This is a genomic window from Pseudoalteromonas sp. ECSMB14103, from assembly GCF_000813065.1.
GTDB lineage: Bacteria > Pseudomonadota > Gammaproteobacteria > Enterobacterales > Alteromonadaceae > Pseudoalteromonas > Pseudoalteromonas marina.
Map to the genome: position 1 here is coordinate 949175 of NZ_JWGY01000001.1, position 25611 is coordinate 974785.

Annotated in this window: 21 protein-coding genes; 13 read left to right on the forward strand and 8 right to left on the reverse strand. The window is 39.6% G+C overall.

Going from position 1 to position 25611, the window contains the following annotated elements; translation table 11 throughout:
- Nucleotides 1–32 precede the first annotated feature (32 nt).
- Genes RF53_RS04505 through RF53_RS04525 form a run of 5 tightly spaced genes read right to left on the reverse strand, consistent with a single transcriptional unit; the run spans nucleotide 33 to nucleotide 3551 of the window.
- Nucleotides 33–476, reverse strand: a complete 444-nt coding sequence (locus RF53_RS04505; protein WP_039036709.1) for a DUF2069 domain-containing protein — start codon at nucleotides 474–476, stop codon at nucleotides 33–35.
- On the reverse strand, nucleotides 473–1027 hold the full coding sequence (wrbA, locus tag RF53_RS04510) for an NAD(P)H:quinone oxidoreductase (RefSeq protein ID WP_006792333.1): 555 nt from the start codon (nucleotides 1025–1027) through the stop codon (nucleotides 473–475). The genes RF53_RS04505 and wrbA overlap by 4 nt, the downstream gene beginning before the upstream one ends.
- A complete protein-coding gene (gene arsC / locus RF53_RS04515; protein ID WP_039036814.1) occupies nucleotides 1027–1374 on the reverse strand; it encodes an arsenate reductase (glutaredoxin) in 348 nt (115 codons plus the stop codon). Before arsC ends, wrbA begins: the two co-directional genes overlap by 1 nt.
- 52 nt (nucleotides 1375–1426) lie before the next feature.
- Nucleotides 1427–2884 carry a M48 family metalloprotease gene (locus RF53_RS04520; protein WP_006792335.1) on the reverse strand — a complete coding sequence of 486 codons (1458 nt, stop codon included), beginning with the start codon at nucleotides 2882–2884 and terminating at the stop codon, nucleotides 1427–1429.
- Between the two features lies 1 nt (nucleotide 2885).
- Nucleotides 2886–3551 (reverse strand): hypothetical protein, encoded by a 666-nt coding sequence (locus RF53_RS04525; RefSeq protein ID WP_008129788.1) that lies wholly within the window; start codon nucleotides 3549–3551, stop codon nucleotides 2886–2888.
- A gap of 159 nt (nucleotides 3552–3710) precedes the next feature.
- Here RF53_RS04525 and RF53_RS04530 point away from each other — a divergent pair, with 159 nt between their 5' ends.
- The 11 genes from RF53_RS04530 to RF53_RS04580 all read left to right on the forward strand — a co-directional run bounded on the left by RF53_RS04530 (nucleotide 3711) and on the right by RF53_RS04580 (nucleotide 18820).
- Entirely contained in the window at nucleotides 3711–3929 is a 219-nt protein-coding gene (locus RF53_RS04530) for a hypothetical protein (RefSeq protein ID WP_039036710.1), read from the forward strand.
- Nucleotides 3922–5001: an AI-2E family transporter gene (locus tag RF53_RS04535; protein WP_039036711.1), complete on the forward strand. Its 1080-nt coding sequence runs from the start codon at nucleotides 3922–3924 to the stop codon at nucleotides 4999–5001. Before RF53_RS04530 ends, RF53_RS04535 begins: the two co-directional genes overlap by 8 nt.
- Nucleotides 5002–5116: 115 nt before the next feature.
- Entirely contained in the window at nucleotides 5117–7363 is a 2247-nt protein-coding gene (locus RF53_RS04540) for an aminotransferase class V-fold PLP-dependent enzyme (protein ID WP_039036712.1), read from the forward strand.
- A gap of 375 nt (nucleotides 7364–7738) precedes the next feature.
- Entirely contained in the window at nucleotides 7739–9385 is a 1647-nt protein-coding gene (pgi, locus tag RF53_RS04545) for a glucose-6-phosphate isomerase (protein ID WP_039036713.1), read from the forward strand.
- 267 nt (nucleotides 9386–9652) lie between these two features.
- Nucleotides 9653–11125: a glucose-6-phosphate dehydrogenase gene (gene zwf, locus RF53_RS04550; protein ID WP_039036714.1), complete on the forward strand. Its 1473-nt coding sequence runs from the start codon at nucleotides 9653–9655 to the stop codon at nucleotides 11123–11125.
- 2 nt (nucleotides 11126–11127) lie between these two features.
- Entirely contained in the window at nucleotides 11128–11838 is a 711-nt protein-coding gene (pgl, locus tag RF53_RS04555) for a 6-phosphogluconolactonase (protein WP_039036715.1), read from the forward strand.
- A gap of 344 nt (nucleotides 11839–12182) precedes the next feature.
- Complete coding sequence (locus RF53_RS04560; RefSeq protein ID WP_006792343.1) at nucleotides 12183–12887, forward strand: SapC family protein; 705 nt, start codon at nucleotides 12183–12185, stop codon at nucleotides 12885–12887.
- A gap of 125 nt (nucleotides 12888–13012) precedes the next feature.
- A complete protein-coding gene (locus tag RF53_RS04565; protein ID WP_039036716.1) occupies nucleotides 13013–14047 on the forward strand; it encodes an isoaspartyl peptidase/L-asparaginase family protein in 1035 nt (344 codons plus the stop codon).
- Between the two features lie 124 nt (nucleotides 14048–14171).
- Nucleotides 14172–18059 carry an ATP-dependent RNA helicase HrpA gene (hrpA, locus tag RF53_RS04570; protein ID WP_200888039.1) on the forward strand — a complete coding sequence of 1296 codons (3888 nt, stop codon included), beginning with the start codon at nucleotides 14172–14174 and terminating at the stop codon, nucleotides 18057–18059.
- 75 nt (nucleotides 18060–18134) lie between these two features.
- On the forward strand, nucleotides 18135–18515 hold the full coding sequence (locus tag RF53_RS04575; RefSeq protein WP_008129771.1) for a response regulator transcription factor: 381 nt from the start codon (nucleotides 18135–18137) through the stop codon (nucleotides 18513–18515).
- Nucleotides 18516–18523: 8 nt separating this feature from the next.
- The gene (locus RF53_RS04580) at nucleotides 18524–18820 is read left to right on the forward strand and encodes a PilZ domain-containing protein (RefSeq protein ID WP_039036718.1); all 297 of its coding nucleotides are present in this window, start codon (nucleotides 18524–18526) and stop codon (nucleotides 18818–18820) included.
- On the opposite strand, the gene RF53_RS04585 is transcribed toward RF53_RS04580, so the two are convergent.
- Nucleotides 18817–20007: a class I SAM-dependent methyltransferase gene (locus RF53_RS04585; protein ID WP_006792348.1), complete on the reverse strand. Its 1191-nt coding sequence runs from the start codon at nucleotides 20005–20007 to the stop codon at nucleotides 18817–18819. The genes RF53_RS04580 and RF53_RS04585 overlap by 4 nt on opposite strands.
- 106 nt (nucleotides 20008–20113) lie before the next feature.
- On the opposite strand from RF53_RS04585, the gene RF53_RS04590 reads away from it, so the two are divergent.
- Nucleotides 20114–20803 (forward strand): HD domain-containing protein, encoded by a 690-nt coding sequence (locus RF53_RS04590; RefSeq protein WP_425273082.1) that lies wholly within the window; start codon nucleotides 20114–20116, stop codon nucleotides 20801–20803.
- Between the two features lies 1 nt (nucleotide 20804).
- Nucleotides 20805–21245 carry a VOC family protein gene (locus RF53_RS04595; protein ID WP_039036720.1) on the forward strand — a complete coding sequence of 147 codons (441 nt, stop codon included), beginning with the start codon at nucleotides 20805–20807 and terminating at the stop codon, nucleotides 21243–21245.
- Here the strand turns inward: RF53_RS04595 and RF53_RS04600 are convergent.
- On the reverse strand, nucleotides 21242–22234 hold the full coding sequence (locus RF53_RS04600; RefSeq protein WP_006792351.1) for a response regulator: 993 nt from the start codon (nucleotides 22232–22234) through the stop codon (nucleotides 21242–21244). The two genes, RF53_RS04595 and RF53_RS04600, sit on opposite strands and share 4 nt — an antisense overlap.
- Nucleotides 22235–22242: 8 nt before the next feature.
- Nucleotides 22243–25566 carry an MHYT domain-containing protein gene (locus tag RF53_RS04605; RefSeq protein WP_039036721.1) on the reverse strand — a complete coding sequence of 1108 codons (3324 nt, stop codon included), beginning with the start codon at nucleotides 25564–25566 and terminating at the stop codon, nucleotides 22243–22245.
- Nucleotides 25567–25611 lie beyond the last annotated feature (45 nt).

The window sequence follows — 25611 nt, forward strand, 5'->3', positions numbered from 1 at the left end:
GTTTATTCAATAGTAAACGCGCTTTTTTTATTTTACTTTTGAAGCTCGTTAGCGGCTTTTTCGTCAGCTAAATCTTCTTTTAGTTTGCGAATTTTTAAGCCTAACTCTTGCCCGCGGTGCCTTGCATAATAAGTACACCCAATAAACATGAAAGATGCAAATAACAACTCAAGTAAAACCCAAATCAGCTCGTCAGGTGCAACCCAAAGCATAGTTAAGCCATGAATAAAATAAAGCATAACAACAAAGTTTGCCCAAGCGTAGGTATAAGTATTGTCTTTTATAATACCTCTGAGTGGAAGTAATAGAGGGATTATAGGTACAAATAACGACATAACATCGAGCGGGCCTTCTTGAGGCGGCACAAAGTACATCCATAATGGCATTAAAATGAGCAGGCCAATATAGCCAATTAAAGCAATGCGTTGAAATTTTACGGTTATTGGCTTTTTAGCAGGGGGTTGCGCTGTGTTCATTGAAGTTTACTCGCAATTTTTGTCAGGCGTATACCTACGCTTTGGCATATTTTAATTTCGTCTTTACTTAACTGGGCACTATTGTTGCTACCGGCAACGTGCGTAGCGCCATAGGGGGTACCGCCAGTTTGAGTGCCTAATAATTCGGGCACATCGTAAGGTACACCAAGTAGCATCATTCCGTGGTGTAGTAAGGGCAATGATAAATTAAGCAGTGTGGCCTCATTACCGCCGTGCATACTGCTTGACGATGAAAACACACATGCGGGCTTATCAATTAGTTGGCCTTTAAGCCATAGCTCGCTGGTGGTTTCCCAAAATGCTTTGGCTTGAGAAGCCATCATACCAAATCGGGTAGGTGTACCAAAAGCCAAGCCATCACACTGTATAAGGTCATCTTTACTAATAACAATGTCGTGCGGGTTTTTAGCTACAAACGTTCTCAGTAGAGCTGTTGCGCCTTGTTGCTCTATTGACTCAGCTATTTCATGGGCCATTGCTTCAACGGAGCCATGGCTCGAGTGGTAAAGTACCACGATGGTTGTACTCATTATAAAACGCTTAAAACGTTTTCTGGTGGGCGACCAATTGCGGCTTTACCATTGTGTTCAACAATAGGGCGTTCAATTAATTTTGGATGCTGAACCATGGCGTTTATAAGCGTGGTTTCGTTTGTTTCGTCTTTTAAATTTAGCGTTTTGTATTCGGTTTCTTTTGTACGCATTAAATCACGAGCAGAGCTAAAACCAAGTTGTTCTATAAGTGTAGTAATTTGTTCAGATGTTAAAGGCGTTTTTAAATACTCAACAACGGTGGGCTCAATTGATTTACTTTGTAAGAGGGCTAGTGTTTCACGCGATTTAGAACAACGCGGATTATGATAAATAGTAACAGACATAAAAGTTTCCATAGTGTGAATTGCCTCTATTTTAGGGCAACAGCTTGCAGACTTAAAGCCTTGCAAGCTCTTTTTGTAAACGGCGGTACTGAGTAAGTAATGCTTTTAATCGCTGCTGTTTTATTAACTCTGTTGATTCTACGAAGTTAAGCGCTTTTTGGATTTCATCAGCGGCTTTCATGTAAGCACCGTATTGAGATAGCACGTCAGCGTTTGCCTCGTGATAGGCCGCCAATTTGTCTTGTTTTTTGTACGCGTCAGCCAGTAGCTCTTTACCTAAACTATGCTCTGGTTTTTCCAATAAAAAACCTTTAAGCACGTTTTCAGCAAGTTCGTATTGCTTAGCTTCTAATGCTGCATTTGCATAGTTGAGCGTAATTACTTGATTGTTAGGGCGGTAATTATGTAGTTCAGCTAAAAATGAAACGGCTTCGTCGGCTTTTTTTTGCGCTATCAGTAAATCAGTTTGCGTATCAATATAAAATAAATTCTTAGGGTCACTTTTTAATAGCTTGCTTAAAATAGTGTCTGCTTCATCAAGTTTTTCTTGATCAAGTAAACTTAACGCTAAACCGTAATTAAGTGCTGTATTGCTGTAGCTGTTTTCACGAAGGAGTTTTCTAAATAAGGCTTCAGCATTTTCTGGTTTGTTGTCGTAACGCGCAAGTACTCGGCTTTTAGCAAGGTTAAATTCGAGGCTTGCAGGTAAGCGACGCTTTGGGTACTGCTCAGCACGAAGACGTACATCAGACACTCGACTTTCTGGCAGTGGGTGAGTAAGCAAAAATGCAGGTGGTTTATACTTATAACGAATTTGTGCAGCCAGTTTAGTCAAAAAGTCGCTAGATGCACGCGCATCAAACCCTGCATTATTAAGTGTTTGCATGCCTATTCGATCAGCTTCTTGTTCAGCAGAGCGACTGTGCGTTAATTGGCTAAACGCAGATTGTGTTTGGCTTGCTGAAATAATAGCAATACCAGCGTCAGGGGCAACAATAGTTGCTAAAATACCGGCTATCATACCCGCTATGGTCATTGCGCTGTTATCTTGTTGTTGCTGAATTCTGCGTGCTAAATGGCGCTGAGTGACGTGAGCGATTTCGTGACCGAGTACAGATGCAAACTGACTTTCGCTATCGGCTTGCGCAATAAGACCTGTGTGGACACCGACATGCCCGCCGTAAAAAGCAAAGGCGTTAATGTCAGAGTTATTGATCCAAAAAAATGAAAACGGGAAACGTACATCGTTTGCGTTTGCAACAAGCTTTCTACCAATGGTAGTTAGGTATTCATCTAATACGGGGTCGTTAATAATCGGTGAACCACCACGTATTTGCATCATCATTACTTCCCCAATTGCTTGTTCTTTTTCGAGGGGAAGTACTTGTAATGCAGAAGTTCCCAAGTCAGGAAGATTAAAGTTAGTTTGCGCCTTTAATGGCTCACTTACTAGAAGGCTAAATGTAAGTACGGCACTGCATAAAGAGATAAAGGCTGATTTTAGCTGCATCTTATTCCTTGTTTATTGGCTCGCCAATGGCAATTTTGGCTATGTCTATTTCGTCACTGCTTGCACGGATGTCTTTTTCGCACAATTGGTAGAGTTCTTTTATTGAGACTCCATCTATCTTTATTACGTTCAACTCTCGCTGCAAAAAAGTAATAATTTTATGAACCACTTTGTGTGAGTGCAAAATGAGGGCTTTATCGGCTTTATCACCGCGCTCAAAGTAAGAGCCAATAAATTTATGTAATTGATTTAACCTAAAAAGTACTTTCATTGAATGCGGATCCCACACTCTAAACTCCATAAAGCGGTTATCTTTTATGTATTGGTCAACAATAATATCTTTTGCATAAGGCAGTGCCCACAATTCAAAGCCCCTGTCTGTAAATACCTGGTGTAATGCAATGCGAGGTTTATGTTTGGTATGGATCTCACCTAAATCGTCCTCAAAGCCGTCGAGTATGTCTAGATTCCAGTTACGTCTGTCGATAAGTTGTTTTACGGCGTTATCAAACCCATGCTCTAAAACACCTTCAGACTCGCTAACTGAAGAGGCAACTAAATGATAAAAAGGAGGAAGCTCCCCCCAATTTATTTGCTTTTTATACCAATTAATCTCTTTGAGTGTTGGATTACTTGGTAAATGCGCTTTATTATGTGTGCGAGACATTAATCTGTCCTTAACCTGTCCTTACTACTAACTATGTATTACAGAATAAACCATTGCAGGCATTGTTTTAAGAAAAAGTTACATTTGTTGATATTTTATAGGCTACCGATGCACATCAATACGACTTATTATCCATTTTAATAAATCGGTAAAGCGAGTATGTTACACCAAGATTTACGAAGTTATAGATGCCCTCAGCAGTTTATTCAGTTTAAATTAGGGCTACGTGAAGCATTATCCAAACAGCAAGCCATCACATTTACAATTGCTAGTGATGAGAGCATGGATGATATTGAGCGATATTTAAAAAAATATGCTTACAGTTACAACTTAGATAAACAACAAGGTTTATTATTAGTGGAGCCATTACGTGTTTGAATATATAAAAACATGGTACGAAAGAAAATTTTCTGATCCTCATTCGGTCACCTTATTATTTTTACTACTCGTTTCTGTTGCCTTACTGTACTTTTTTGGCTCGTTAATTGTGCCGGTTTTAGTGGCATTAGTTATTGCTTATTTACTTGATTGGCCAGTTGTTCACTTAGAGCGTCTTGGTTTACGCCGTTTTACAGCAACCGTGATCGTAATGCTTATATTTACAGGCATTATGCTTACTTTAATTTTAGTGATTGGTCCTGTTCTGTGGAAACAAACCAGTAACTTAGTGCAAGAAACCCCTCATATGTTAGAGCAAGGTAAGTCGTATTTAGTTGCCTTACCCGAGCAATACCCAAGTTTAATAAATGCCGACCAAGTACAGAGTATTGTTGCTACTGTCGAGGCTAAAGTTATTGAGTTTGGCCAAGTGGTTTTATCATTTTCATTAACGTCGTTAAAAGATTTAGTGGCGTGGTTAATTTACTTAGTACTTGTGCCGTTGCTCGTGTTTTTTATGCTTAAAGATAAGCTCGAGTTAACGGGCAGTGTGGCTAAATTAATTCCACAACAGCGTCGTTTAATTTTGCAAGTATGGAATGAAATGAACCAACAAATTATGAATTACATTCGCGGAAAAGTGTTTGAAATTTTAATTGTAGGCGGCGTTTCGTTTATTGCGTTTACATTTTTAGATTTGCGCTACGCAGCCTTGTTAGGTGTGTTAGTTGGTTTTTCTGTGTTAATTCCGTTTGTGGGTGCTGCGCTGGTGACTATTCCGGTCGCTGCTGTGGCGTTATTTCAATTTGGATTAGAAACTCAGTTTTGGACTATTTTGATTATTTACGGGATTATACAGGCCCTTGATGGCAACGTTCTCGTGCCATTGTTATTTTCAGAAGCGGTTGATTTAAATCCTGTATTTATAATTGTCGCAGTTTTGTTTTTTGGTGGTCTTTGGGGCTTTTGGGGGGTATTTTTTGCCATTCCTTTGGCTTCGCTTGTTAAGGCATTGATTACCGCTTGGTCTTCAACGCAAGAAGAGCTAAATAATAAACTGACAGAAGGTTAGTTCAAAAAGGCATAGAAAACGCACCGTCAGTACTAATTGATTATTACTCAATACGTCTAAAGTTATGTAATATTGGTAATAAGATATATCTTTTAGTAATAAGGTGCGTTTTTAGATGTCTGACTCTTTATTTAGCTCTGAGCAAATTTACCTCGATGCAAATGCAACAACGCCGGTGTTGCCATGCATTGCTCAGGTGGTCTCTCATACAATGCAAATTTGCTTTGGTAATCCATCAAGCCCACACATTACAGGTATTCAAGCTAAGCATTTGTTAGAGCAAACCCGTGAAAACGCACGAACAGTGATAGGCGCAAAAGAGGGAAATATTTTGTTTACCTCTGGCGCGACTGAAGGCATTCAAACCGCTGTCGTATCCACACTCATTAATGCTAAAACTCATAAAATAGATAATCCAGTGCTATTGTATGGTGCTACTGAGCACAAAGCGGTACCTAATACCTTAAAACATTGGAATGATGTATTGGGTATTAATGCCAAAATTTTAGCAATTCCGGTAGATAGTAAGGGTATTCTAGACCTTACTTTCATTGCAGAACACATTCCTAATGCGCTTATGATATGCACAATGGCGGTAAACAATGAAACCGGTGTGTATCAAGATTTAGATGCTATTGAACAAACGATTCGTTTTTTAAACCCTGACGTGTCGTGGATGGTCGATTGTGTTCAGGCATTGGGCAAAAAGCAACTTAATCTAAGCGCGACCACAATAGATTACGCTCCCTTTTCGGGCCATAAACTTTATGCACCTAAAGGCATCGGTTTTTTATATATACGAGCTGGCAGTGCCTATACACCGTTTATAGCAGGGGGCGGGCAAGAGAGCGGGATGCGTTCGGGTACCGAGAACTTACCCGGTATTGCCGGGTTAAATAAACTATTTAGCTTACTGCTAGACAGGTCAGATACCACGTTTAAACCAATCGATGTGCTCAATAGCTACCGCGCGCAAATAAAATGCGCTATTGAAGATACTTTTGGTGAGGTTACGTTTAATCATAGTTTTGAGCATTCGGTACCAACAACGCTCAACTTTGCGGTAAATGAACTAACAAGCAAAGAAGTGATTGATTTATTTGATGCTGCTGGTATTCGTGTCAGTGGAGGGTCTGCATGTAGCACGGGTTCTTCAACAAGCTTTGTGCTTGATGCTATGGGCGTTAACCAATGGCAGAGTGAAAATGCAATTAGGCTATCGTTTGGTCCCGCAGCTACAGCCGAAGAAATTGCAAATGCGTGTGAATCTATACGTGCATTAAAAGCCATTTTGCAGGCTAACTGTTTAATCGTATCTGATAGCGCAACACCTCACCAAGATGTGTGCGCGATTGGTTTAACGCAGTTTAGGCACCAAGGAGCTTGTTGTTGGTTATATGTAAGTGAGAATAAACAGGCAATTATTATAGATCCTATTGTAGAGCTCATACCGCGTTTAGAAAAAATAGCCAATACACAAAACCTCACTATTAAGGCAGTGCTTAATACGCATGCTCACCAAGAGCGCCATTGCGGCGTTACTTTATTACGCAATGTATTAGCGAGTCGATGCGATGACATTGAAATAGATAAACTGGGGTGGCCAATACATGCAGCGTATATTGACCTCAATAACCAACGATTAGAAAAAATAGCCACACCAGGGCACAGTGAAGATAGCGTAAGTTATGTTCTAAAAAATGAAGATAATCACATTAATTATTGCTTTTGTGGTGACCTAATATTACCCGCAGGTTTGGGGAACACGTCTTTAGCTGGTGGCAATGCAAAGGCCATGGCTCATTCTATTCTAGCGCTTGCTGAGCAGCTAGATGAAACAAGTGTGATTTGTTCAGGACATGATTATTTACAATGTTTTGCGATGAACTGGGAGGCAGAGCAACAACAAACACCTTTATTAAACGGATTAATAAACGGCCAAATGAGTATTGATGAATTTGTTATTAAAAAACAGCTTGATGATCAGGCTAAAGAAAAATCAAGGTCACAATTGTGTGGTTATGTCACCGCGTTGCCCGAATCATCTATTCAGCAATTAAATTTTGATAGTGCAAAGGCAATGCTTACTAAAAACGATGCGTATTTGATTGATACCAGAGAGCCATACGAGCATGGTGCCAATAATGTATCGCAATTGTTTTGCACCAAAAAAATAAAAACACTTAATATACCTCTTAGTAGAATGGCTAATGCATTGATGGAAGGTCAGCTTAGTAAGAGCGGTAAATATATATTGTTGTGTCGTAGCGGTAACCGATCAAAGCTTGCGGCTGCTAACCTAACACAACTAGGGTATCAAACAGTGTATAACTTAGAGGGTGGTTTGGCATTGAGCCTCTAATTATACGACACTAATAGGATTCAAATTAAATCGGCTCTGGTAGCCGATTTTTTATTTATTCACATAAATGTCATAACTATTAAAAAAGTACTGAACGTTTAGTAAAATTCACGAACATAGCAACTTAATCGATTAAGCTTTGTGGGTGCCTTTGAAATTGCGGGTAAAATAATTTGCAAAATATTTATGATACCGGTGTCAAAAGACAAAAATTGCGTTATCATCTGCGTATAAAATAGTAAAAGCAGCGCTTTTTTTACGTTTTTAACTATACTATCAGCGTTTTATTTTAGTGTGTTTAGCGCGGATTAAAGACTTTTACATTATAAAAAGAAACTATAAATCAACCGGTTAAAATTTTTAGAGGATATTTAAATGTCGAACCGAACGCAATTAGCAAGTTGGCAAGCCCTTGAACAAAGTGCTGCTAAGATGAAACAAACACATCTTAAAACGTTATTTGCACAAGACGGTACCCGCTTTTCTAAGTTTTCAACTCAGATCCCAGGTGTATTATTCGACTACTCTAAACAATTAATTGATAACGATGTTTTTGCTAATTTAGTGTCGCTTGCTAAAGAGTGCGATATTGCCTCTTGGCGAGATAAAATGTTTAGCGGTGAGAAAATCAACATCACCGAAGAACGCTCTGTACTACATACTGCATTACGTAATCGTGCACATACTCCATTAATTGTTGATGGAGAAAATGTAACGCAAGCGGTTGATAATGAGCTTGCCAAAATTAAAGTATTTGTTGAAAAAGTGCGAAGCGGCCAATGGCTTGGTTATACGGGCAAAGCGGTGAAAGACGTTGTTAGCATTGGAGTAGGCGGGTCAAATCTAGGTCCTCAAATGGCAACTGAGGCGTTAAAAGCACTCGCAGACAACACGTTAAATGTGCACTACGTGTCAAATGCCGATGGTGTACAAATTGCTTCTGTACTTAAAAATATTGATCCCGAAACAACATTATTTGTTATTTCGTCAAAAACATTTACTACATCAGAAACCATGACGAACGCTAAAACAGCGGTAGATTGGTTTTTAGAAACAACAAAAGATGAAAGCACAATTGCTAAACACTTTGTTGCAGTAAGTACAAATTTGGAAAAAACAGCTGCCTTTGGTATTGCTGATGAAAACGTATTCACTATGTGGGATTGGGTAGGTGGTCGCTTTTCATTATGGAGTGCGATAGGCTTACCGATTGCGCTGTATTTAGGTTATGACGCATTTGAAGAAATACTAACAGGTGCTTTTGAAGTTGATGAACACTTTAAAAATGCGCCGCTTGAGCAGAATATTCCTTTAATAATGGCTTTGTTAAGCGTATGGAATACCAGCTTTTTAGGGTATACGTCGCAGGCAATTTTACCTTACGACCAATCTCTTCACATGTTACCTGCGTATTTACAACAAGGTGAGATGGAAAGTAACGGTAAGCATGTTAATTTTGCAGGCAAAGTAGTACCGTACACTACGGTACCAATTATTTGGGGTATGACTGGTATTAATGGTCAGCATGCGTTTTATCAATGCCTGCACCAAGGCAACGTGATTGTGCCAGCAGATTTTATTGCATCTGTTAAACCACAAATAAATGTTGATAAGCATCATGACATTTTATTATCAAACTTTTTTGCTCAAACAGAAGCAATGATGAGCGGCGTTGATGCAGAACAAGTTACAGCCGACTTAACAGCTAAAGGCAAATCGCAGGCGCAAATTGATGAGCTATTAAATCACAAAATTCATCAAGGAAACCGTCCAACAACATCAATGCTGCTAGACACTGTTGATGCTAAAACGGTAGGGCGTTTAATTGCGTTATACGAACATAAAATCTTTTGCCAAGGCATAATTTTAGACATTTGTTCATTTGATCAATGGGGTGTTGAACTGGGTAAAGGCTTGGCATCTAAAATTGAAAGTGAGCTGACAGATGATAGTGTAAATCACGATCACGATAGCTCTACAAGTGGACTGATGGCGTACTATAAGCAACACCGTACGCAGTAACAATTTAACCTACATAAAAGTAGGTAAACCGAGTACCTTTGAACGGGTAGCGCTGGAGTGCTTAGGGTCTGTATTTTTGTGAGAGGAGATACAGAATCCTAAGGCTCATTTAATAAAGCGTAGATGATAAAAAAATAATAATACATCATCAATTAAGAACAATTCAGCAGGCTTTTAACACATTATAAAAGCTATCATAATCCAAGTTATAAACAGGCATACCCGCGAACTTATTTAGGACGGGGTATCACAACGTAGAGAGTAACTATGCTTAATCCTTTTGATATCATAATTTTTGGGGGCGGTGGTGATCTTGCGTTACGCAAATTACTACCTGCAATGTACAGAGCATATCAAGAAGGGAACCTACCTGAAGGCTCACGCATCCTGCCAACAGTTCGTGAAGAAAGCAAACGTGCCGAATACATTGAAACAGCGCACAAAGCACTACAAGAGTTTTTAAGTAAAGGTGAATTTAACGCCAAAGATTGGAAAGCATTTTCTACTTATTTAGTGCCAGTGGTGAGTAATGTTACTGAAGCTGACGATAACTGGGATGTGCTTAAAGAGATCTTAGATGAGCACGATAGTACTAAATCTCGCGTGTTTTACTTATCTTTACCACCAGCCGTTTATGGCAAGTGTTGTGAAATTCTTTCTACAAAAAATTTGATTACGCCAACATCGCGTGTAGTCGTAGAAAAACCAATCGGTTACTGTGGTGAATCTGCAGAAGCAATAAACGCTAAAATTGCTGAATTTTTTGAAGAAGACCAAATTTTCCGTATAGACCATTACTTAGGTAAAGAAACAGTACAAAACCTAATGGCACTGCGTTTTTCAAATTCATTATTTGAAAACATGTGGGATGCTAAATCGATTGATAATATTCAAATTAGTCTTTCTGAAACCGTAGGCCTTGAGAGCAGAGCTGGGTTTTACGACAAAGCCGGTGCACTTCGTGATATGGTTCAAAATCACTTATTACAGCTTTTGTGCCTTGTTGCAATGGAAGCTCCTAATAAGCTTAATGCTAATAGTATTCGTAACGAAAAACTAAAAGTACTCGAAGCGCTTCGTCCACTTTTTGATTCAGATGTTGATAGCAACATAGTACGCGGCCAATATGTACCGGGCGATTTAAACGGAAAAATAGTTCCTGGCTACCTAGAAGAGCTAAATGAAGGCGCTAGTAAAACAGAAACCTTTGTTGCTATTCGTGCACACATTGATAATTGGCGCTGGGCTGGCGTACCATTTTACCTTCGTACAGGTAAACGCATGGCAAAACGTTGTGCTGAAATAGTGGTTGAGTACAAAAAAGTATCGCACAATATTTATGAAGAAAATGTTGGCAACATTGAACCAAACCGCTTAGTTATTCGTCTTCAGCCTGAAGAAACGATTCAGCTAACGCTTATGTCAAAACGTTTGGATAACCTTGAAATGCAATTAGAGCCGGTAACGATGAACATTGAGTTATCACAAGCTTACAGTAACGGTTTCCATTCTGATGCATATAAACGTTTAATGCTTGATGCGGCTGCAAATAACCCATCATTGTTTATTCACCGTGATGAGGTTCGTCAAGCATGGAAATGGATTGACCCGATTGTTGAGCGTTGGCAAGAAAAAGGTAAGCCTGCACTTTACCGCGCCGGTACGTGGGGGCCTGATGATGCCGATGAATTATTATCAGAAAACAACCACTTGTGGTTTAACACAGGTGATAAGGCATAATTATGGCGACTTTAGTTGAAAAATTTTTTGATGACAAAGATGCACTAACAAAAGAGTTATCGGCAACCTTAGAGCAATCATTAATAGATGGTATTAAAGATGATGGCCGCGCGGTACTAATGGTATCAGGCGGGTCATCACCCGCTGCATCATATAAGCATTTATCAACCCTTGATTTAGATTGGCAGAACGTTGATGTAGCCATGGTTGATGAGCGCTGGGTTGAGCCAAATCACGACAAAAGTAATGAAGCATTTATTAAAAGTACGTTGTTGCAAAATTTTGGCAATGCAGCCAACTTTATAACAATGAAAAACGATGCTTCTACTGCACAACAAGGTGCTGAAAAATGTGAAGCCGCGTATAGTGCACTCAAAGCGCCTTATGATGTAACTATTTTAGGTATGGGGCCTGATGGGCACACTGCATCTTTGTTTCCACACGCAGATGGATTAGAAAATGGTTTAACCACCACTCAAACGGTTTGCGCGATTAACGCAATACAAAGCGACGTGACGGGGAGTATTACCGAGCGTATGACGCTTACTTTGCATGCAATAGCAAATTCTAAAGTGGTAAAACTACTTATTAGCGGTGAAGAAAAGCTCGCTGTTTATAAGCAAGCTAAGGCAGGGGGCGATGTTAACGATATGCCTCTGCGTGCTGTGCTAAACCATCCTGATATAAATATTGAAGTGTATTGGGCTCCATAATTTAATCAAATTTGCAGTACTCACTCAATTTTATAAAGGCAGCTAAATTAGCTGCCTTTTTGTTTGTTTAAATATTCCCCAATATGAGTAAGTTTATAGGTGAATATCTGTTAACTATTGTAAATGGGTTGCTTGGTTTTGTATGCTAAATAGCCGCGTAACGCTTTATTTTTAAGCGTATTTTAAAATTATTACGTGTATGTTTTTTGGCAACGTGCAGATTTATTTAAATTTTATTTTTAGATGGCTTATGTCATAAAACTTTCCCTTCCTTTTTCGCCTCAAAAGCATTAGCCTTAGTGCATTAACAATGAAACTTATAAAATTAAAAACGGAGCAGTAACATGGCGGAGCAACAAGTACAGCCTTTACACAATGAAAAACATGCCAACATTAAAATTCAAAACGGCATCAATGTAGAATTTATGAAAACTCAACATTTAGTGCCTGTAGTTGCACATGAGTTTGCGCGTGTAGCAAATGAGTTTCCTATGTCGTTTGTTAAAAATAACGAAGCAGGTACTTTCCAAGCAGTTGCAATGTTTGGCCTAGAGCCAGGCGAAAACTTATTTGTTGAAGGCGACAAATGGACAGCTTCTTTTGCACCAATGGCGTCTACACGTTACCCACTAGGTTTAGTTAAACACCCAGAACAAGACCAATTTGGTATCGTTATTGATGAAGCAAGCCCACTTGTAAGCGAAACAGACGGTAATGCGTTATTTGAAAACGGTGAAGAAACAGATTACCTAAAACGTCGCAAAGAGTCGCTAGTGTCTTTCATTGAATTTTCTCAAGTAACAGATGCGTTCACTAAATTCCTTGCTGACAAAGAGCTACTGATAGCACAAACGTTAACAGTAGACATCAAAGGCGAGAAAAAAGACATCAACGGTATTTACCTTATCGACGAGAAAAAACTAAATGAGCTAAGTGATGCAGACTTCTTAGAGCTTCGTAAGCGCGGCTATTTAGCACCAATTTACTCTTTCTTAACGTCTACTCACCAAGTAGCACGTTTAGCGCGTTTAAAAGCCAAACAAGCTTAATTTAAACACGTTAACTAAAAAAAGCGCCTCAAGGCGCTTTTTTTATGCCTTTAAACTTACTTTAGTTGAAATTTACGTTTTAACCGTTCACATTGGTTTTATTACTTTTTTGATAAGGGCCAGTCATGAAAAAAATAATCTTATTATCTATTTTAGCCAGTGCGAGCATAGGGTTTAGTCACAGTGTACTAAGTGAAGAATCTCCGCTTGCCATTGCCATTCATGGTGGCGCAGGAACAATAGATAAAGCAAAATTTTCCCCTGAGCAAGAAAAAGCCTACCGTGCTAAATTATCCGAAGCTGTTGAAGCAGGTTACAGCGTACTTGAAAAAGGCGGGGAAAGCTTAGATGCGGTGACTGCTGCAATTACAGTATTAGAAAAGTCTGAGTTTTTTAATGCAGGGCGCGGTGCAGTATATACATATGACGGTGGGCATGAACTCGACGCATCAATTATGGACGGGCGTAACCGCCAAGCTGGGGCTGTTGCAGGTGTAAAACATGTAGAGAGCCCAATTAAACTTGCTCGTTTAGTTATGGATAACTCAGTGCACGTTATGCTCAGTGGGCAAGGTGCTGAGGAATTTGCAAAAGAGCAAGGTATTGAACTTATCGAAAATAACATATTTGATACTAAACATCGTTACGATGCTCTACTTAAAGCAAAAGATAAGCTCGATAAAGCCAAAGCAACAACTAAGTCATATCAGGCTGCACACAATGCACTACCAGATAACTTTAAAATGGGCACTGTTGGCGCTGTTGCCCTTGATAAAAATGGTAATTTAGCTGCAGGCACATCAACCGGTGGAATGACGGCAAAGCGCTACGGCCGTGTTGGAGATGCTCCTGTTATAGGTGCTGGTACGTTTGCTGAGAATGAGTCATGTGCGGTATCAGCAACCGGCCATGGTGAATATTTTATTCGCTACAACGTGGCAAGTGATATTTGCGCTCGTGTTAAATACCAAGGCAGTACAATCGCCCAAGCCGGTGATGAAGTAATAAACAAGGTATTAAAGCCAATAGGTGGTACAGGCGGTGTTATTATTCTCGACACACAAGGCAATATTAGCTTACCGTTTAACACGTCGGGAATGTATCGCGCGAGTAAATCGAATACGCAAGCAACTTATGTAGGCATTTTTAAAGGCGAATAGGAATACAGACTGATACATGTGATTAAATGTCAAACAACTGAGTGTTTAATGATTTGTAGGATTAACCCCAGCCGTTAACTTTGATACAATTACGGCTCTTTTATATATTTTATAAGGTATGCGGGTGGTTAACCTAGGTCAGTTGTTTGGCGAGCTAAAAACGTGCTTAAAAAAAGATCAATTCATATTCAAAAAGCGCCTTCATGGCGTTAAAAAAATAGCCGACGAAACTAAACAAGCCAATGCGCTTGAAAAAATAGCCGCAGATATAACCCGCAGCCAACAATCAAAAGAAAAACGATTAGCTAACTTGCCACAGGTAACATACCCTGAGCAACTGCCTGTAAGTCAAAAAAAACAAGCCATTAAAGACGCAATAGCAAATAACCAAGTTGTTATTATTGCCGGTGAAACGGGCTCGGGGAAAACGACGCAAATACCTAAAATGTGTCTAGAGCTTGGCCGTGGAGTTGATGGGTTTATTGGCCATACACAACCACGTAGGTTAGCCGCACGCACCGTTGCAAACCGTATTGCTGATGAGATGAAGTGTGAACTTGGCCAACAAGTGGGTTTTAAAATCCGCTTTAGTGATCAGGTTTCTAACAATACATACATTAAACTGATGACAGACGGTATTTTACTGGCTGAAATTCAGCAAGATCGCTTTTTAAATCAATACGACACCATAATTATTGATGAAGCCCACGAGCGTAGCTTAAACATTGACTTTATTTTAGGGTACTTAAAAAACTTACTGCCTAAGCGTCCAGATTTAAAAGTTATAATTACCTCAGCAACTATCGATCCTGAGCGTTTTTCTAAGCATTTTAACGATGCGCCAATTATTGAGGTATCAGGTCGTACTTTCCCTGTTGATGTTCGTTACAACCCAATTAGCGATATTAAAAAAGAGGGGATGGAAGCAGAAGGTGACCAGTTACAAGGTATTTTTGATGCCGTTGACGAGCTGTGCGCAGAAGGCCCTGGCGACATACTTATATTTTTAAATGGTGAACGTGAAATTCGTGACACTGCCGACGCGTTGAGTAAGCGAAATTTAAAACACACTGATGTACTCCCACTGTATTCGCGTTTATCAAATGCAGAGCAAAACCGAATATTTGCACCGCATTCGCGCCGCCATATTATTTTATCGACTAACGTGGCTGAAACGTCATTGACCGTACCGGGTATTCGCTATGTTATAGACCCAGGTACTGCGCGCATAAGTCGCTACAGCTACCGTACAAAAGTACAGCGTTTACCAATCGAGCCTATTTCACAAGCAAGCGCTAATCAGCGTATGGGCCGTTGTGGGCGTGTTGAAGCGGGTATTTGTATTCGCCTGTATTCTGAGGATGACTTTTTATCTCGCCCCGAGTTTACTGACCCGGAAATTCTACGTACAAACTTAGCCTCTGTTATTTTACAAATGCTAGCTTTGGGCTTGGGTGACATGGCGCAATTTCCATTTGTGCAAGCGCCAGATAGCAGAAATATCAATGATGGTTTGACTCTGCTTGAGGAGTTACAAGCAGTAAAGTCGTCTAAACGAGATAATAGAACTGCGTTAACGCAATCTGGTAGGGAGCTGAGCCGATTACCCGTTGATCCGCGTTTAGCTAAAATGGTGTTAACAGCGCATAAGTTAGGTGCACTTCGTGAAGTTATTATCATTGTGGCTGCTTTATCTATTCAAGACCCACGTGAACGACCTCAGGAAAAACGCGCAGCAGCGAATGAAAAACACGGCCGCTTTGATGATCCTGATTCAGACTTTATTGCCTTTTTAAATTTGTGGAATTACTTAGAAGAGCAACAAAGCGAGCTGACAAACAGTCAGTTTAGAAAATTATGCCAAAAAGACTTCCTAGCCTATATGCGCCTGCGTGAATGGCAAGATATTGTATATCAAATAAGTACTGTGTGTAACGAAATGGGCATGAAGGCAACAAGTGATGTTGCTGATAGTGAAGCCGTACACAAAGCCTTACTAAGCGGTATGCTTAGCCATATTGGTTTTAAGGACGAAAAACAAGCTTACAAAGGTGCGCGTAATAGTCAGTTTCATATTTTTCCGGGGTCAGGTTTATTTAAAAAAGCGCCTAAATGGATTATGTCAGCAGAGCTTGTTGAAACGAGTAAATTGTATGCGCGCACTAATGCAAAAATCGATATCAGTTGGGTTGAACCTTTAGCCCAACATTTGGTAAAACGCAGCTACTCTGAGCCCCACTGGGAGAAAAAACCTGGGGCTGTTATTGCCTTTGAGCAACAAACTTTATATGGGTTGTTAGTTGTTAATAAGCGCCGCTGTGTGTATAGCAATATAGACCCTAAAGTTAGTCGTGAGCTGTTTGTACGCACCGCACTGGTTGAACAAGAACTAGGTTTAAACGAGCGTTTTTTACAGTTTAACCGTGAGCTAATCGAAGATATACAAGTTCTTGAAAATAAGTCGCGCCGACGTGATATTTTAGTTGATGAACAAACCTTATTTGAGTTTTACGATAAAAAAATACCAAAAGAAATTAATAATCGAGCCGCTTTTTTAAAGTGGTATAAAACTCAAAAACAACAAAATAAACACTATCTACATATGACTCGCGATGAGTTAATGCGCCATGGTGCAAACAGTATTACAGAGTTTGATTACCCAGATACATGGCAGCAAGATAATTTAATATTACCGCTTACGTATCACTTTGATCCAGGTCAAGCGGTTGATGGTGTTGCGGTGCAAATACCCGTTGCCTTATTAAATCAAGTGCAAGAAACCGGCTTTGATTGGCATATCCCTGCGTTTAGGCACGAACTTGTTAGTGGCTTGATTAAATCGCTACCAAAATCACTTCGACGTAACTTTGTGCCCGCTCCTAATTATGCCGATGCTGTTATTGCGGCGGTAGAGCCGATGCAAGGCACGTTGCTTGACGCACTTACCACACGTTTGTTGAGAATGACCGGTGTACGCGTTGATCCTGAAGCGTGGGATTTAACATCACTTGCTTCTCATTTACGCTTACATTTTGAAGTACGCGATGAGCACAATAAACTACTTGCTCGCGGTCTAGACCTTGCGAAGCTCAAAGCAGAGCTTCAAGGAGAGGTAACTGAAACACTTTCTAAAGTTGCGGATGACGGCATTGAAAAAGCAGACTTAACACAATGGGACTTTGGTGAATTACCTAAGTCTTACGTTAAAAAGCAAGGCCAGTACGAAATAAAAGCGTATCCAGCGCTGGTGGATAAAAAATCAAGTGCTGCGGTTGAGCTATTTGATAACGAAATAAAGGCACAGATTGCACACCAGCAAGGCCTTCGCCGATTGGTATTATTAAATGTGCCTTCACCTATTAAATATTTACAGCAAAATCTGCCTAATAAGGCTAAGTTGGGATTGTACTTTAATCCTTTTGGAAAAATAGCCGATTTAATTAATGATTGTATTGCCGCGGGTGTTGATAGCTTATTACTCAAATATGGCGATATTAGAACGAGCAGTGAGTTTGAAAGTGTAAAAGAAGAAATACGTGGCGAGCTAGGTGACGCTGTAGTCGATATAGCTATTCACGTTGAACAAGTTCTTAGCATTGCGCATGCGCTACATAAAAAAATGAAAGGGCGGGTTGATTTGACCATGATCACTGCGCATGGCGATATTAAGTCTCAGCTTGAGTCGTTAATTTTTAAAGGGTTTGTTAGTCAACATGGTGCGACTAAGCTGACTGATTTAATTCGTTATTTGAAAGCGATTCAAAAGCGATTAGAAAAGCTCCCTGTTGACCCAAACAGAGACAGAGTGTGTGTACTTGAGCTTGATAAAGTGGCAGCTGAGTATAAAAAGCTGACTAATAAAATACCCAAAGGTATGCCAATACCCAGCGAGATAGAAGCTATATTTTGGATGCAACAAGAGCTAAGAGTTTCATTATTTGCACAAACGCTAGGAACGCCTTACCCTATTTCGTCTAAACGAATTTTAAATGCTATAAAAGAAGTTGAATAATGCTTGCATTTATCAAGAAGGTTAGTACCTTAAAGGTAGGATTTATTTTTGTTTTGAGAAGGAAACGACATAAGCATGTCCTCGGTGATTGAACCTAAAACAAAACGACTATTAGTTGTAGATGATGAGTATTTTAATTACGAAATGCTTAAACCTGCACTAGAGTCTAAATTTGACGTTAGCTATGCTGACTCTGGTCAGAACTGTCTTGCGTCTGCAATTGCCAATCCTCCTGACATTATTTTACTCGATGTATGTATGCCAGGCCTTGATGGCTACGATACGTGCAGAATGCTAAAACATACGCCAGAAACTAAAAACATTCCTGTGGTTATGGTGTCAGGCCTTGAGTCTGAGCTTGAGAAGAAAACAGGGTTTGACGCCGGTTGTGATGCTTATGTAGTCAAACCGTTTGCCATAAGTGCACTGTTAGAGCAAATAAACACAATAGTTTAGAGGGAATTATGTTCACAGAAGATAAACGAAACTATAGACGTATGCAGGTAAACGCTACTGCAATGCTTACAACTATTGAGCCGGTTGCAGGCTTAACTTACACTGCTGAATGCGTAGACTTAAGTGCAACGGGATTGTCACTACATTTAGATGATTTATTAGAACCAGATACACTTTTGTCTGTTGATATTGCATCAACTCATCCAAGTATTGCCCCTTTAAAAGCGACCGCTAAGGTAATACGTGCCAGCAAAGAAGATGATGGCACGATTACGGCAGGGCTTGAGATAATAGAGTTTAATTAATAAACTTTACAGATAAGCCCTTTTAAGTAAAAGCCTTCAGGGTAGCTGCCCGCAATTGGGTGGTCAGCTGCTTGGTTTAAACGCTCCATTATTAACAAGTCTTTACCCGCGTCTAGTGCTGCGTCTGCAACTACTTTCTGAAATAAGTTTTGTTCCATTAAGCCCGAGCAAGAGAATGTTAATAGTGTGCCGCCTGGCTTTAATATTTGCATAGCTATCATATTGATATCTTTATAGCCCCTACATGCACCTGTTAGCTGTGCCTTGTTGTCGGCAAATTTAGGTGGGTCCATAACAATAGTGTCGAACTGTTTACCTTCGTCTCTGTACTGGCGTAAAAGTTTAAAAACATCTTGTTTAACAAAATCGACTTTATTTAAATCTAAATTATTATGCTCAACATTACGTTTTGCGGTATCGAGTGCCGGTTGTGATACGTCAACGTTTGTAACATGTGTACAGCCACCACGAAGCGCATAAAGTGAGAATGTCCCTGTGTAGCTAAAGCAGTTAAGAACAGTTTTATCTTTTGAAAAACGCTCAAGTGCTGCACGGCTATCGCGTTGATCTAGGTAAAACCCGGTTTTATGACCTTCTAAAATATCTACCTCAAGCTTTAAACCATTTTCTTCAATAAGCACTGGCTGCGTTGGCTCCGAGCCCCAAAGTACCCCTTTAATTGGCTCTAACCCTTCTTTTGTTCGTACGTCTACGTCTGAACGCTCGTAAATACTGCTGCCTGGAAATATAGCCATCAGTGCGCCTACAATTTCACCTTTGTGGCGCTCTGCACCTGCGCTTAGTAGTTGGCATACAAGTACATTATCAAACTTATCGATTGTAACACCCGGTAAGTAATCAGACTCAGCGGCACATAATCGGTAACCAGTTAATCCGCCTTCTTCAATTACTTGGCTACGAGCTTCAAGTGCTCGGCGTAAGCGTCTCTCAAAAAAGTGTTGATCTATAATTTCTTTTTCGTCAAAGCTCCAAACACGCGCTCGAATCTGAGAATGCGGGCTATAGGCTGCTGTTGCTAAATATTTACCTTCACTGTCGTGAATAGTTACCGTGTCGCCCAGTCCCGGTTTACCTTTGATCTTTTTAATGGCTTTAGAAAATAACCATGGGTGTTTTCTTTTTAATGATTTATCGCGACCAGCTTGGAGATAAACGGCAGATGACATAAGGCTTCTCGGTTGTATTAAATAAGCGCTGTATTTTAGTCAAGGCAGGGGCAACATACAATGAATGTTTTGCATGAAGCCTATAAAGCGCGGTAAAGTATGACTAATTCAATATGTTAATAAATTTTTGGAAACTACCTTGGCAGAAACCACGTTATCTCCCGCATTACAAATACTCTCTGGGCAATGTCGTGACTTTATTACATCGCTTAAACATGCTGATGTTGCTCATGATATTACCCATATAGAACGTGTGGTTAGAGTGGCAATACAACTTTGTGAAGCTGAAAATGCCAATATGGCGATTGTTTTGCCTGCAGCATGGTTACACGACTGTGTCGCAGTGGCTAAAAATCACCCTGACAGAGCCAAAGCATCGACTATGGCAGCCGATAAGGCGATTGGGTTTTTAAAAGGCTTAGGTTATGACGCAAACTTGTTTGATGAAATTCATCATGCAATAGCGGCACATAGCTTTAGTGCTAACATTAAAATTAAAACGCTTGAGGCGCAAATAGTACAAGATGCAGATAGAATGGATGCTCTTGGTGCCATTGGTGTTAGCCGTTGCATGAAAGTAGGGGGCTCTATAGGGCGTTTACTTTACAGCCCTGACGATCCTTTTTGTACAACTAGAGAGCCTGACGATAAAAAATTTACTTTAGATCATTTTTTTATAAAACTTTTAAATATTGCTAAGAGTATGAACACACCATCAGCTAAAGCTGAAGCGCAAAGACGCACCCACTATATGCATGCGTTTTTAGAGCAGTTAAAATCAGAGATTGGTGAATAATATGAGCAACAAAACCATGCCTTTGTTATCGGGGATTGATCACTGCCACATAAACGTAAATAACCTTTCGAATGCAGTGGCTTGGTATGAAAAAGTACTTGGCTTTAAAGTAGTTGAGGAGCTTGCGTTTTGGGACGAGACAGGCAAAGGTCCTTTAACACTCCAAGACCAAAATACCACAACACGCTTAGCATTGTTTGAAGGTCAAGTTCGCAGCAAAGGAATTGCGTTTGGTGCTACTGGAGAACAATTTATAGCGTGGCTTGCGCACTTCAAATCAATGGACATAAAAACAGTATTAGCTGACCACGGTGTTTCGTTCTCAATATATTTTAAAGATGACAGCGATAATAGTCATGAAATAACATCTCATGATTATGAACATATTAAGATGTTTTACCCATCTGTTGAGCAGGGATCACACAGTGCTAAAAAGAGTTAACGTTCTTGATTGCTTTGCTTGATATTGAGTATTTCGTCTAGTTTATTAACTAACAAATCAATAATAGCTGGGTCAAAGTGGCTACCAGCTTGTTCTTTCATATGAGCAACTGCTTTTTCTACACTCCACGCATCTTTATATGGGCGTTTAGATGTGAGTGCATCAAATACATCTGCAACAGCAACAATTCTACCTTCGATTGAAATTTCATCACCTTTTAAACCGTAAGGGTAACCTGTTCCATCCCATTTTTCGTGATGCTCTATTGCTAATGTGTGCGCGAGTTGAAGCAATGGAGAAGATGAATTAGCTAAAATTTTTGCGCCAATTAAAGCATGCTCTTTCATGTGTTCAAATTCTTGCTCTGATAACTTTCCGGGCTTTAATAAAATCGCATCGGGAATGCCTATTTTTCCAACATCATGCATAGGGGCTGCCTGATGTAGAAGCTCTGCTTGATTTTCTGACATGCCAATGCCTAACGCAAGAACTTTACTGTACTGGCTCATACGAACTATGTGCTCACCCGTATCGGTATCTTTATACTCTGCGGCACGCCCTAAGCGCTGAACTAAATCTATATGTGCTTGCTTTAATTGCTCTGCTTGTACCAAAGAAAGGTGTGTTTTAACACGCGCTCTTACAATAGCAGGGCTTATTGGCTTGGTTATGTAGTCGACCGCGCCTAATTCAAACCCTTTATACTCATCGCTCTCGTCACCAAGTGCTGTGACAAAAATAATGGGGATGTGTGCTGTTTTTGGATTACGTTTAACGTGTTCACATACTTCAAACCCATTCATATCTGGCATCATTATGTCGAGTAAAATGAGTTTAGGTAATTCTTTTTCAAGCAACGTTAAGGCTGCTTCTCCTGATTTTGCAAAGGACAGTCGGTACTGATTGCCCAGTATTTCTCGCATAACCTTAAGGTTTGCAGGTTCATCATCAACAATTAAAACCCGAGGCCTGTGTGTAGCAAAAATCATTTATATACTCATATATCGTTTAGTTTGTTTATCAATGTGTCTAATTTGAGAATCGCATTTTCAAAATCAAATTCATCAAATGCATCAGCTATTGCGGCAATGTCATCTGAAAAGGGTTCACCTGAAAACGTTTGCAGGTTCGTCAATGCATTATCGTTTAATTCAGCGTTTTGCGCTGAGTCATAAAGTGCTTCACACAGCTGTGTTAATTCATCAATTGACACTACATTGTTTTTACTTTCAGGTTTATCAGTTTGATCACCTTCTTTTGTCGTTAACAATTGTGAAATAACAGACAGTTCAGCTTTTATTGATTGTAAAATATTATCAACGTCCTCGCCTTGTTTAATAGCTTGCTCTAGATTGGATAAAAGTCTCATTAGTGCAATAAGACCAAGGTTTCCAGCAATCCCTTTTAAAGTGTGTATTAAACTATAGCTATTTTGAGTGTTTAGCTGAGGCTCGTTTATAAGTGTGTCGAAGCGTTTGTCATTGTCTTTAATAAATTTAGTGATTTCAGTCAGCTGTTTACACTTCGATCCCCATAACGCTAATCCTTTTTTAAAGTCGATGTGTTTTGCATTTGGATCTGTTTGTGCTATTTCTATTTCTTTCGAAACACCTAAACCAAGTACTTGTGCAATCTCTTGATTTAATTGATTAATGTCAATTGGCTTGTTTGCAAACCCATTCATGCCTGCTTTTTTAGCTAATAGTTTATCTTGCTGTAAAACGCTGGCGGTTAAAGCAATAATAGGAATATTTTTTAACTGTTGTTGTTTTTCTATCTCGCGTATTTTTATCGAAGCTTCAATACCGTCACATTCTGGCATGTGAATATCCATTAAAATGACATCAAAATCGTGTTGTTTGAAGGTGTCAATTGCCTCAAGACCATTACTCGCTTTTGTAACCGCATGGTGATCCCTGGAAAGTAATAACGAGAGAAGCTCAGTATTTTGTTCTATGTCGTCAACGACCAAAATTCTTAGGGCAGGTAATTGTGTATGAAGGCCATCAAAATAGTCAATTTTCTCTTCATCACCCACTTTAAGAGGAAGCGAAAAATAAAAGCAGGTGCCTTTATTTATTTCACTGACTAAATTTATAGTTCCCCCCATCAGCTCAACAAGTTGTTTGCTGATAGTTGTTCCAAGCCCTGTACCACCAAAGCGGCGGGTAGTCGTTCCGTCAGCTTGGACAAAAGGTTGAAAAATAGCGCTCACTCTATCCTTTTCAATCCCAATGCCGGTGTCTTGTACTTCAAAAAATAAATGCCCATTTTGTGTGGTGCTTACGGTAATGGTCACAGAGCCATGCTCTGTAAACTTAATCGCATTGCCAATAAGGTTAGTTAAAATCTGTCTTAACCTGTCTGGATCACCGTAATAGGTATTTTGCACTGATTCTTTAATAATAAGATGAAGTAAAAGATCTTTCTTTTTTGCTTCTAACCAAAACGTTGAAATGATGCTGTCTATAACGGGTTTAAGGCTAAAGTGAACTGCCTCAATGGTCAACTTACCACGTTCTAATTTAGCTGAATCGAGTACCTCGTTAAGCAAGCGAAGAAGCGAACGGGCTGCGTTATTAACGGTAACAAGGTGCTTTTGCTGCTCATTATTGAGTGGTGTATCCATGAGCAGGTCGCTAAAGCCGATAATAGAGTTCATAGGGGTGCGTATTTCGTGGCTCATATTAGCCATAAACGACTGTTTTGCTTGTGCGGCTTCTTCAGCGATGAGTTTCGCTTTTTCGAGCTTCTCTTCGTACTCTTTACGCTCGGTGATATCAACAAACACGCCATCTATCCACTGAGCTTCGTCTTTATTATTAAAGTAAAAACTACCTTGGTCTAATAACCATAAAACTTTACCATTTCTATGACGAATTCTATATTCGATAGAATATTGGCGCTTTTCTTTAACTGCTGAAGTTACTGCATCTATTACTGCCTGTTGGTCAGTTTTTAAAATAAGGTCGTTAAACTCTAAGCAATGCTCAGTAAATTCATCTGATTGATAACCTGTTAACTCTAAAATACTTGGGCTTATGAATAACATACTCCAATTATCATCTAGCCTACATCTAAATACAGCACCCGGCATATTGTTTATTAAAGAACGGTATTTTTGCTCTTTTTCAACAAGGCTGCGTTGTAATTCACGTTGTTCGGTTAAATCAGTGATATAACCAACATAAAGTGGGGTTTGTCCTGGCTGGTTAACTTCACCAATGCCTATTCTAATAGGAAAAAGATGGCCTTCTTTGTGTTTTGCAAAAATTTCACGGTTTACACCGAGCACCTTGTTTGAGTTAACATCTTTTGCATTAGAGAGGTATTCATCGTGATGCTTAGCGAGCTTTTCATCCATTAACATTTTTATATTTTTGTTTTTTACTTCATGTTCTTGCCAGCCAAAAATATGTGTGGCTGAGGCATTAAAACTTAAAATATGCCCTCTGTGATCAATCGTTACTATGGCATCGATGGCTGTTTCGAGTATGGCATTCAGACGAGACTCATCGGCAGACTTTTCTTCTAGCAACATTTTATAACGAACCATTCCGTTAATAACCGCCACGACGCTTGTAATAGCAACCGTTGCTGTAGCAACAGCAATTGCGACAAATGTAAGACCGGCGGATGCGTTAATATCATCGAATAGCAGTGGCGAAGTTGCAACAAAACGGGTTGCTGCCATGCCCATATAGTGCATTCCTGCAACAGCAAGGCCCAAAATAATTGCGCTTATGGTGCGGCTTTGTAGAGGCGTTAATGTAGGGAAAAATTTATCTAAGTTAAATCTACTATAAAGAGCAATAAAAGAAAGTGCTATTGCAACAAATATTGATAAAACAAACATAAGTGGGTCGTAGCGTAATAAAGGAGCCAACTCCATAGCGGCCATGCCGCTATAATGCATTGTGCCAATGCCTGCGCCTAATAATACAGAACATAAACCAAGTATTTTGAAGCTCGCTTTATTGTTAATTAAAATAGAAATTGCAAATAGGCAAGCAAAAAAAGCAGGAAGAAAAGACAATATAGTTATTGTTGGGTCGTATTTAATATTTGTGCAGAGCGAGAAGGCCAGCATACCGATAAAGTGCATACTCCAAATACCGGCCGAAAATATTGCTGCGGCAGTAAATTTTGCTAGGCGTTCATAATTATAAAATTTTGTTTCTTTGGCTAAATCAATCAATCGGGTTGTAAAAAAAGAAGCAAATATTGCTATTAAAACAGATATAGATACTAAAAGAGGGTCGTAAACGCCGTTAACTACTAGGCTAGGGTCGTGGTCTGTAATAAAAAATGCAGATAGCATATTGGCTCAAAAATTAGTCTTTAGGTAGCCAGTTTAATATATTCA

Excerpts from the sequence above, each read along its gene's own strand:
- RF53_RS04595 (WP_039036720.1), top strand. The coding sequence starts at position 20,805 with ATGAGCAACAAAACCATGCCTTTGTTATCGGGGATTGATCACTGCCAC.
- RF53_RS04520 (WP_006792335.1), bottom strand. The coding sequence starts at position 2,884 with ATGCAGCTAAAATCAGCCTTTATCTCTTTATGCAGTGCCGTACTTACA.
- RF53_RS04530 (WP_039036710.1), top strand. The coding sequence starts at position 3,711 with ATGTTACACCAAGATTTACGAAGTTATAGATGCCCTCAGCAGTTTATT.
- RF53_RS04560 (WP_006792343.1), top strand. The coding sequence starts at position 12,183 with ATGGCGGAGCAACAAGTACAGCCTTTACACAATGAAAAACATGCCAAC.
- RF53_RS04525 (WP_008129788.1), bottom strand. The coding sequence starts at position 3,551 with ATGTCTCGCACACATAATAAAGCGCATTTACCAAGTAATCCAACACTC.
- arsC (WP_039036814.1), bottom strand. The coding sequence starts at position 1,374 with ATGTCTGTTACTATTTATCATAATCCGCGTTGTTCTAAATCGCGTGAA.
- pgl (WP_039036715.1), top strand. The coding sequence starts at position 11,128 with ATGGCGACTTTAGTTGAAAAATTTTTTGATGACAAAGATGCACTAACA.
- zwf (WP_039036714.1), top strand. The coding sequence starts at position 9,653 with ATGCTTAATCCTTTTGATATCATAATTTTTGGGGGCGGTGGTGATCTT.
- RF53_RS04575 (WP_008129771.1), top strand. The coding sequence starts at position 18,135 with ATGTCCTCGGTGATTGAACCTAAAACAAAACGACTATTAGTTGTAGAT.
- RF53_RS04585 (WP_006792348.1), bottom strand. The coding sequence starts at position 20,007 with ATGTCATCTGCCGTTTATCTCCAAGCTGGTCGCGATAAATCATTAAAA.
- pgi (WP_039036713.1), top strand. The coding sequence starts at position 7,739 with ATGTCGAACCGAACGCAATTAGCAAGTTGGCAAGCCCTTGAACAAAGT.
- RF53_RS04505 (WP_039036709.1), bottom strand. The coding sequence starts at position 476 with ATGAACACAGCGCAACCCCCTGCTAAAAAGCCAATAACCGTAAAATTT.
- RF53_RS04600 (WP_006792351.1), bottom strand. The coding sequence starts at position 22,234 with ATGATTTTTGCTACACACAGGCCTCGGGTTTTAATTGTTGATGATGAA.
- wrbA (WP_006792333.1), bottom strand. The coding sequence starts at position 1,027 with ATGAGTACAACCATCGTGGTACTTTACCACTCGAGCCATGGCTCCGTT.
- RF53_RS04580 (WP_039036718.1), top strand. The coding sequence starts at position 18,524 with ATGTTCACAGAAGATAAACGAAACTATAGACGTATGCAGGTAAACGCT.
- RF53_RS04540 (WP_039036712.1), top strand. The coding sequence starts at position 5,117 with ATGTCTGACTCTTTATTTAGCTCTGAGCAAATTTACCTCGATGCAAAT.
- RF53_RS04565 (WP_039036716.1), top strand. The coding sequence starts at position 13,013 with ATGAAAAAAATAATCTTATTATCTATTTTAGCCAGTGCGAGCATAGGG.
- RF53_RS04605 (WP_039036721.1), bottom strand. The coding sequence starts at position 25,566 with ATGCTATCTGCATTTTTTATTACAGACCACGACCCTAGCCTAGTAGTT.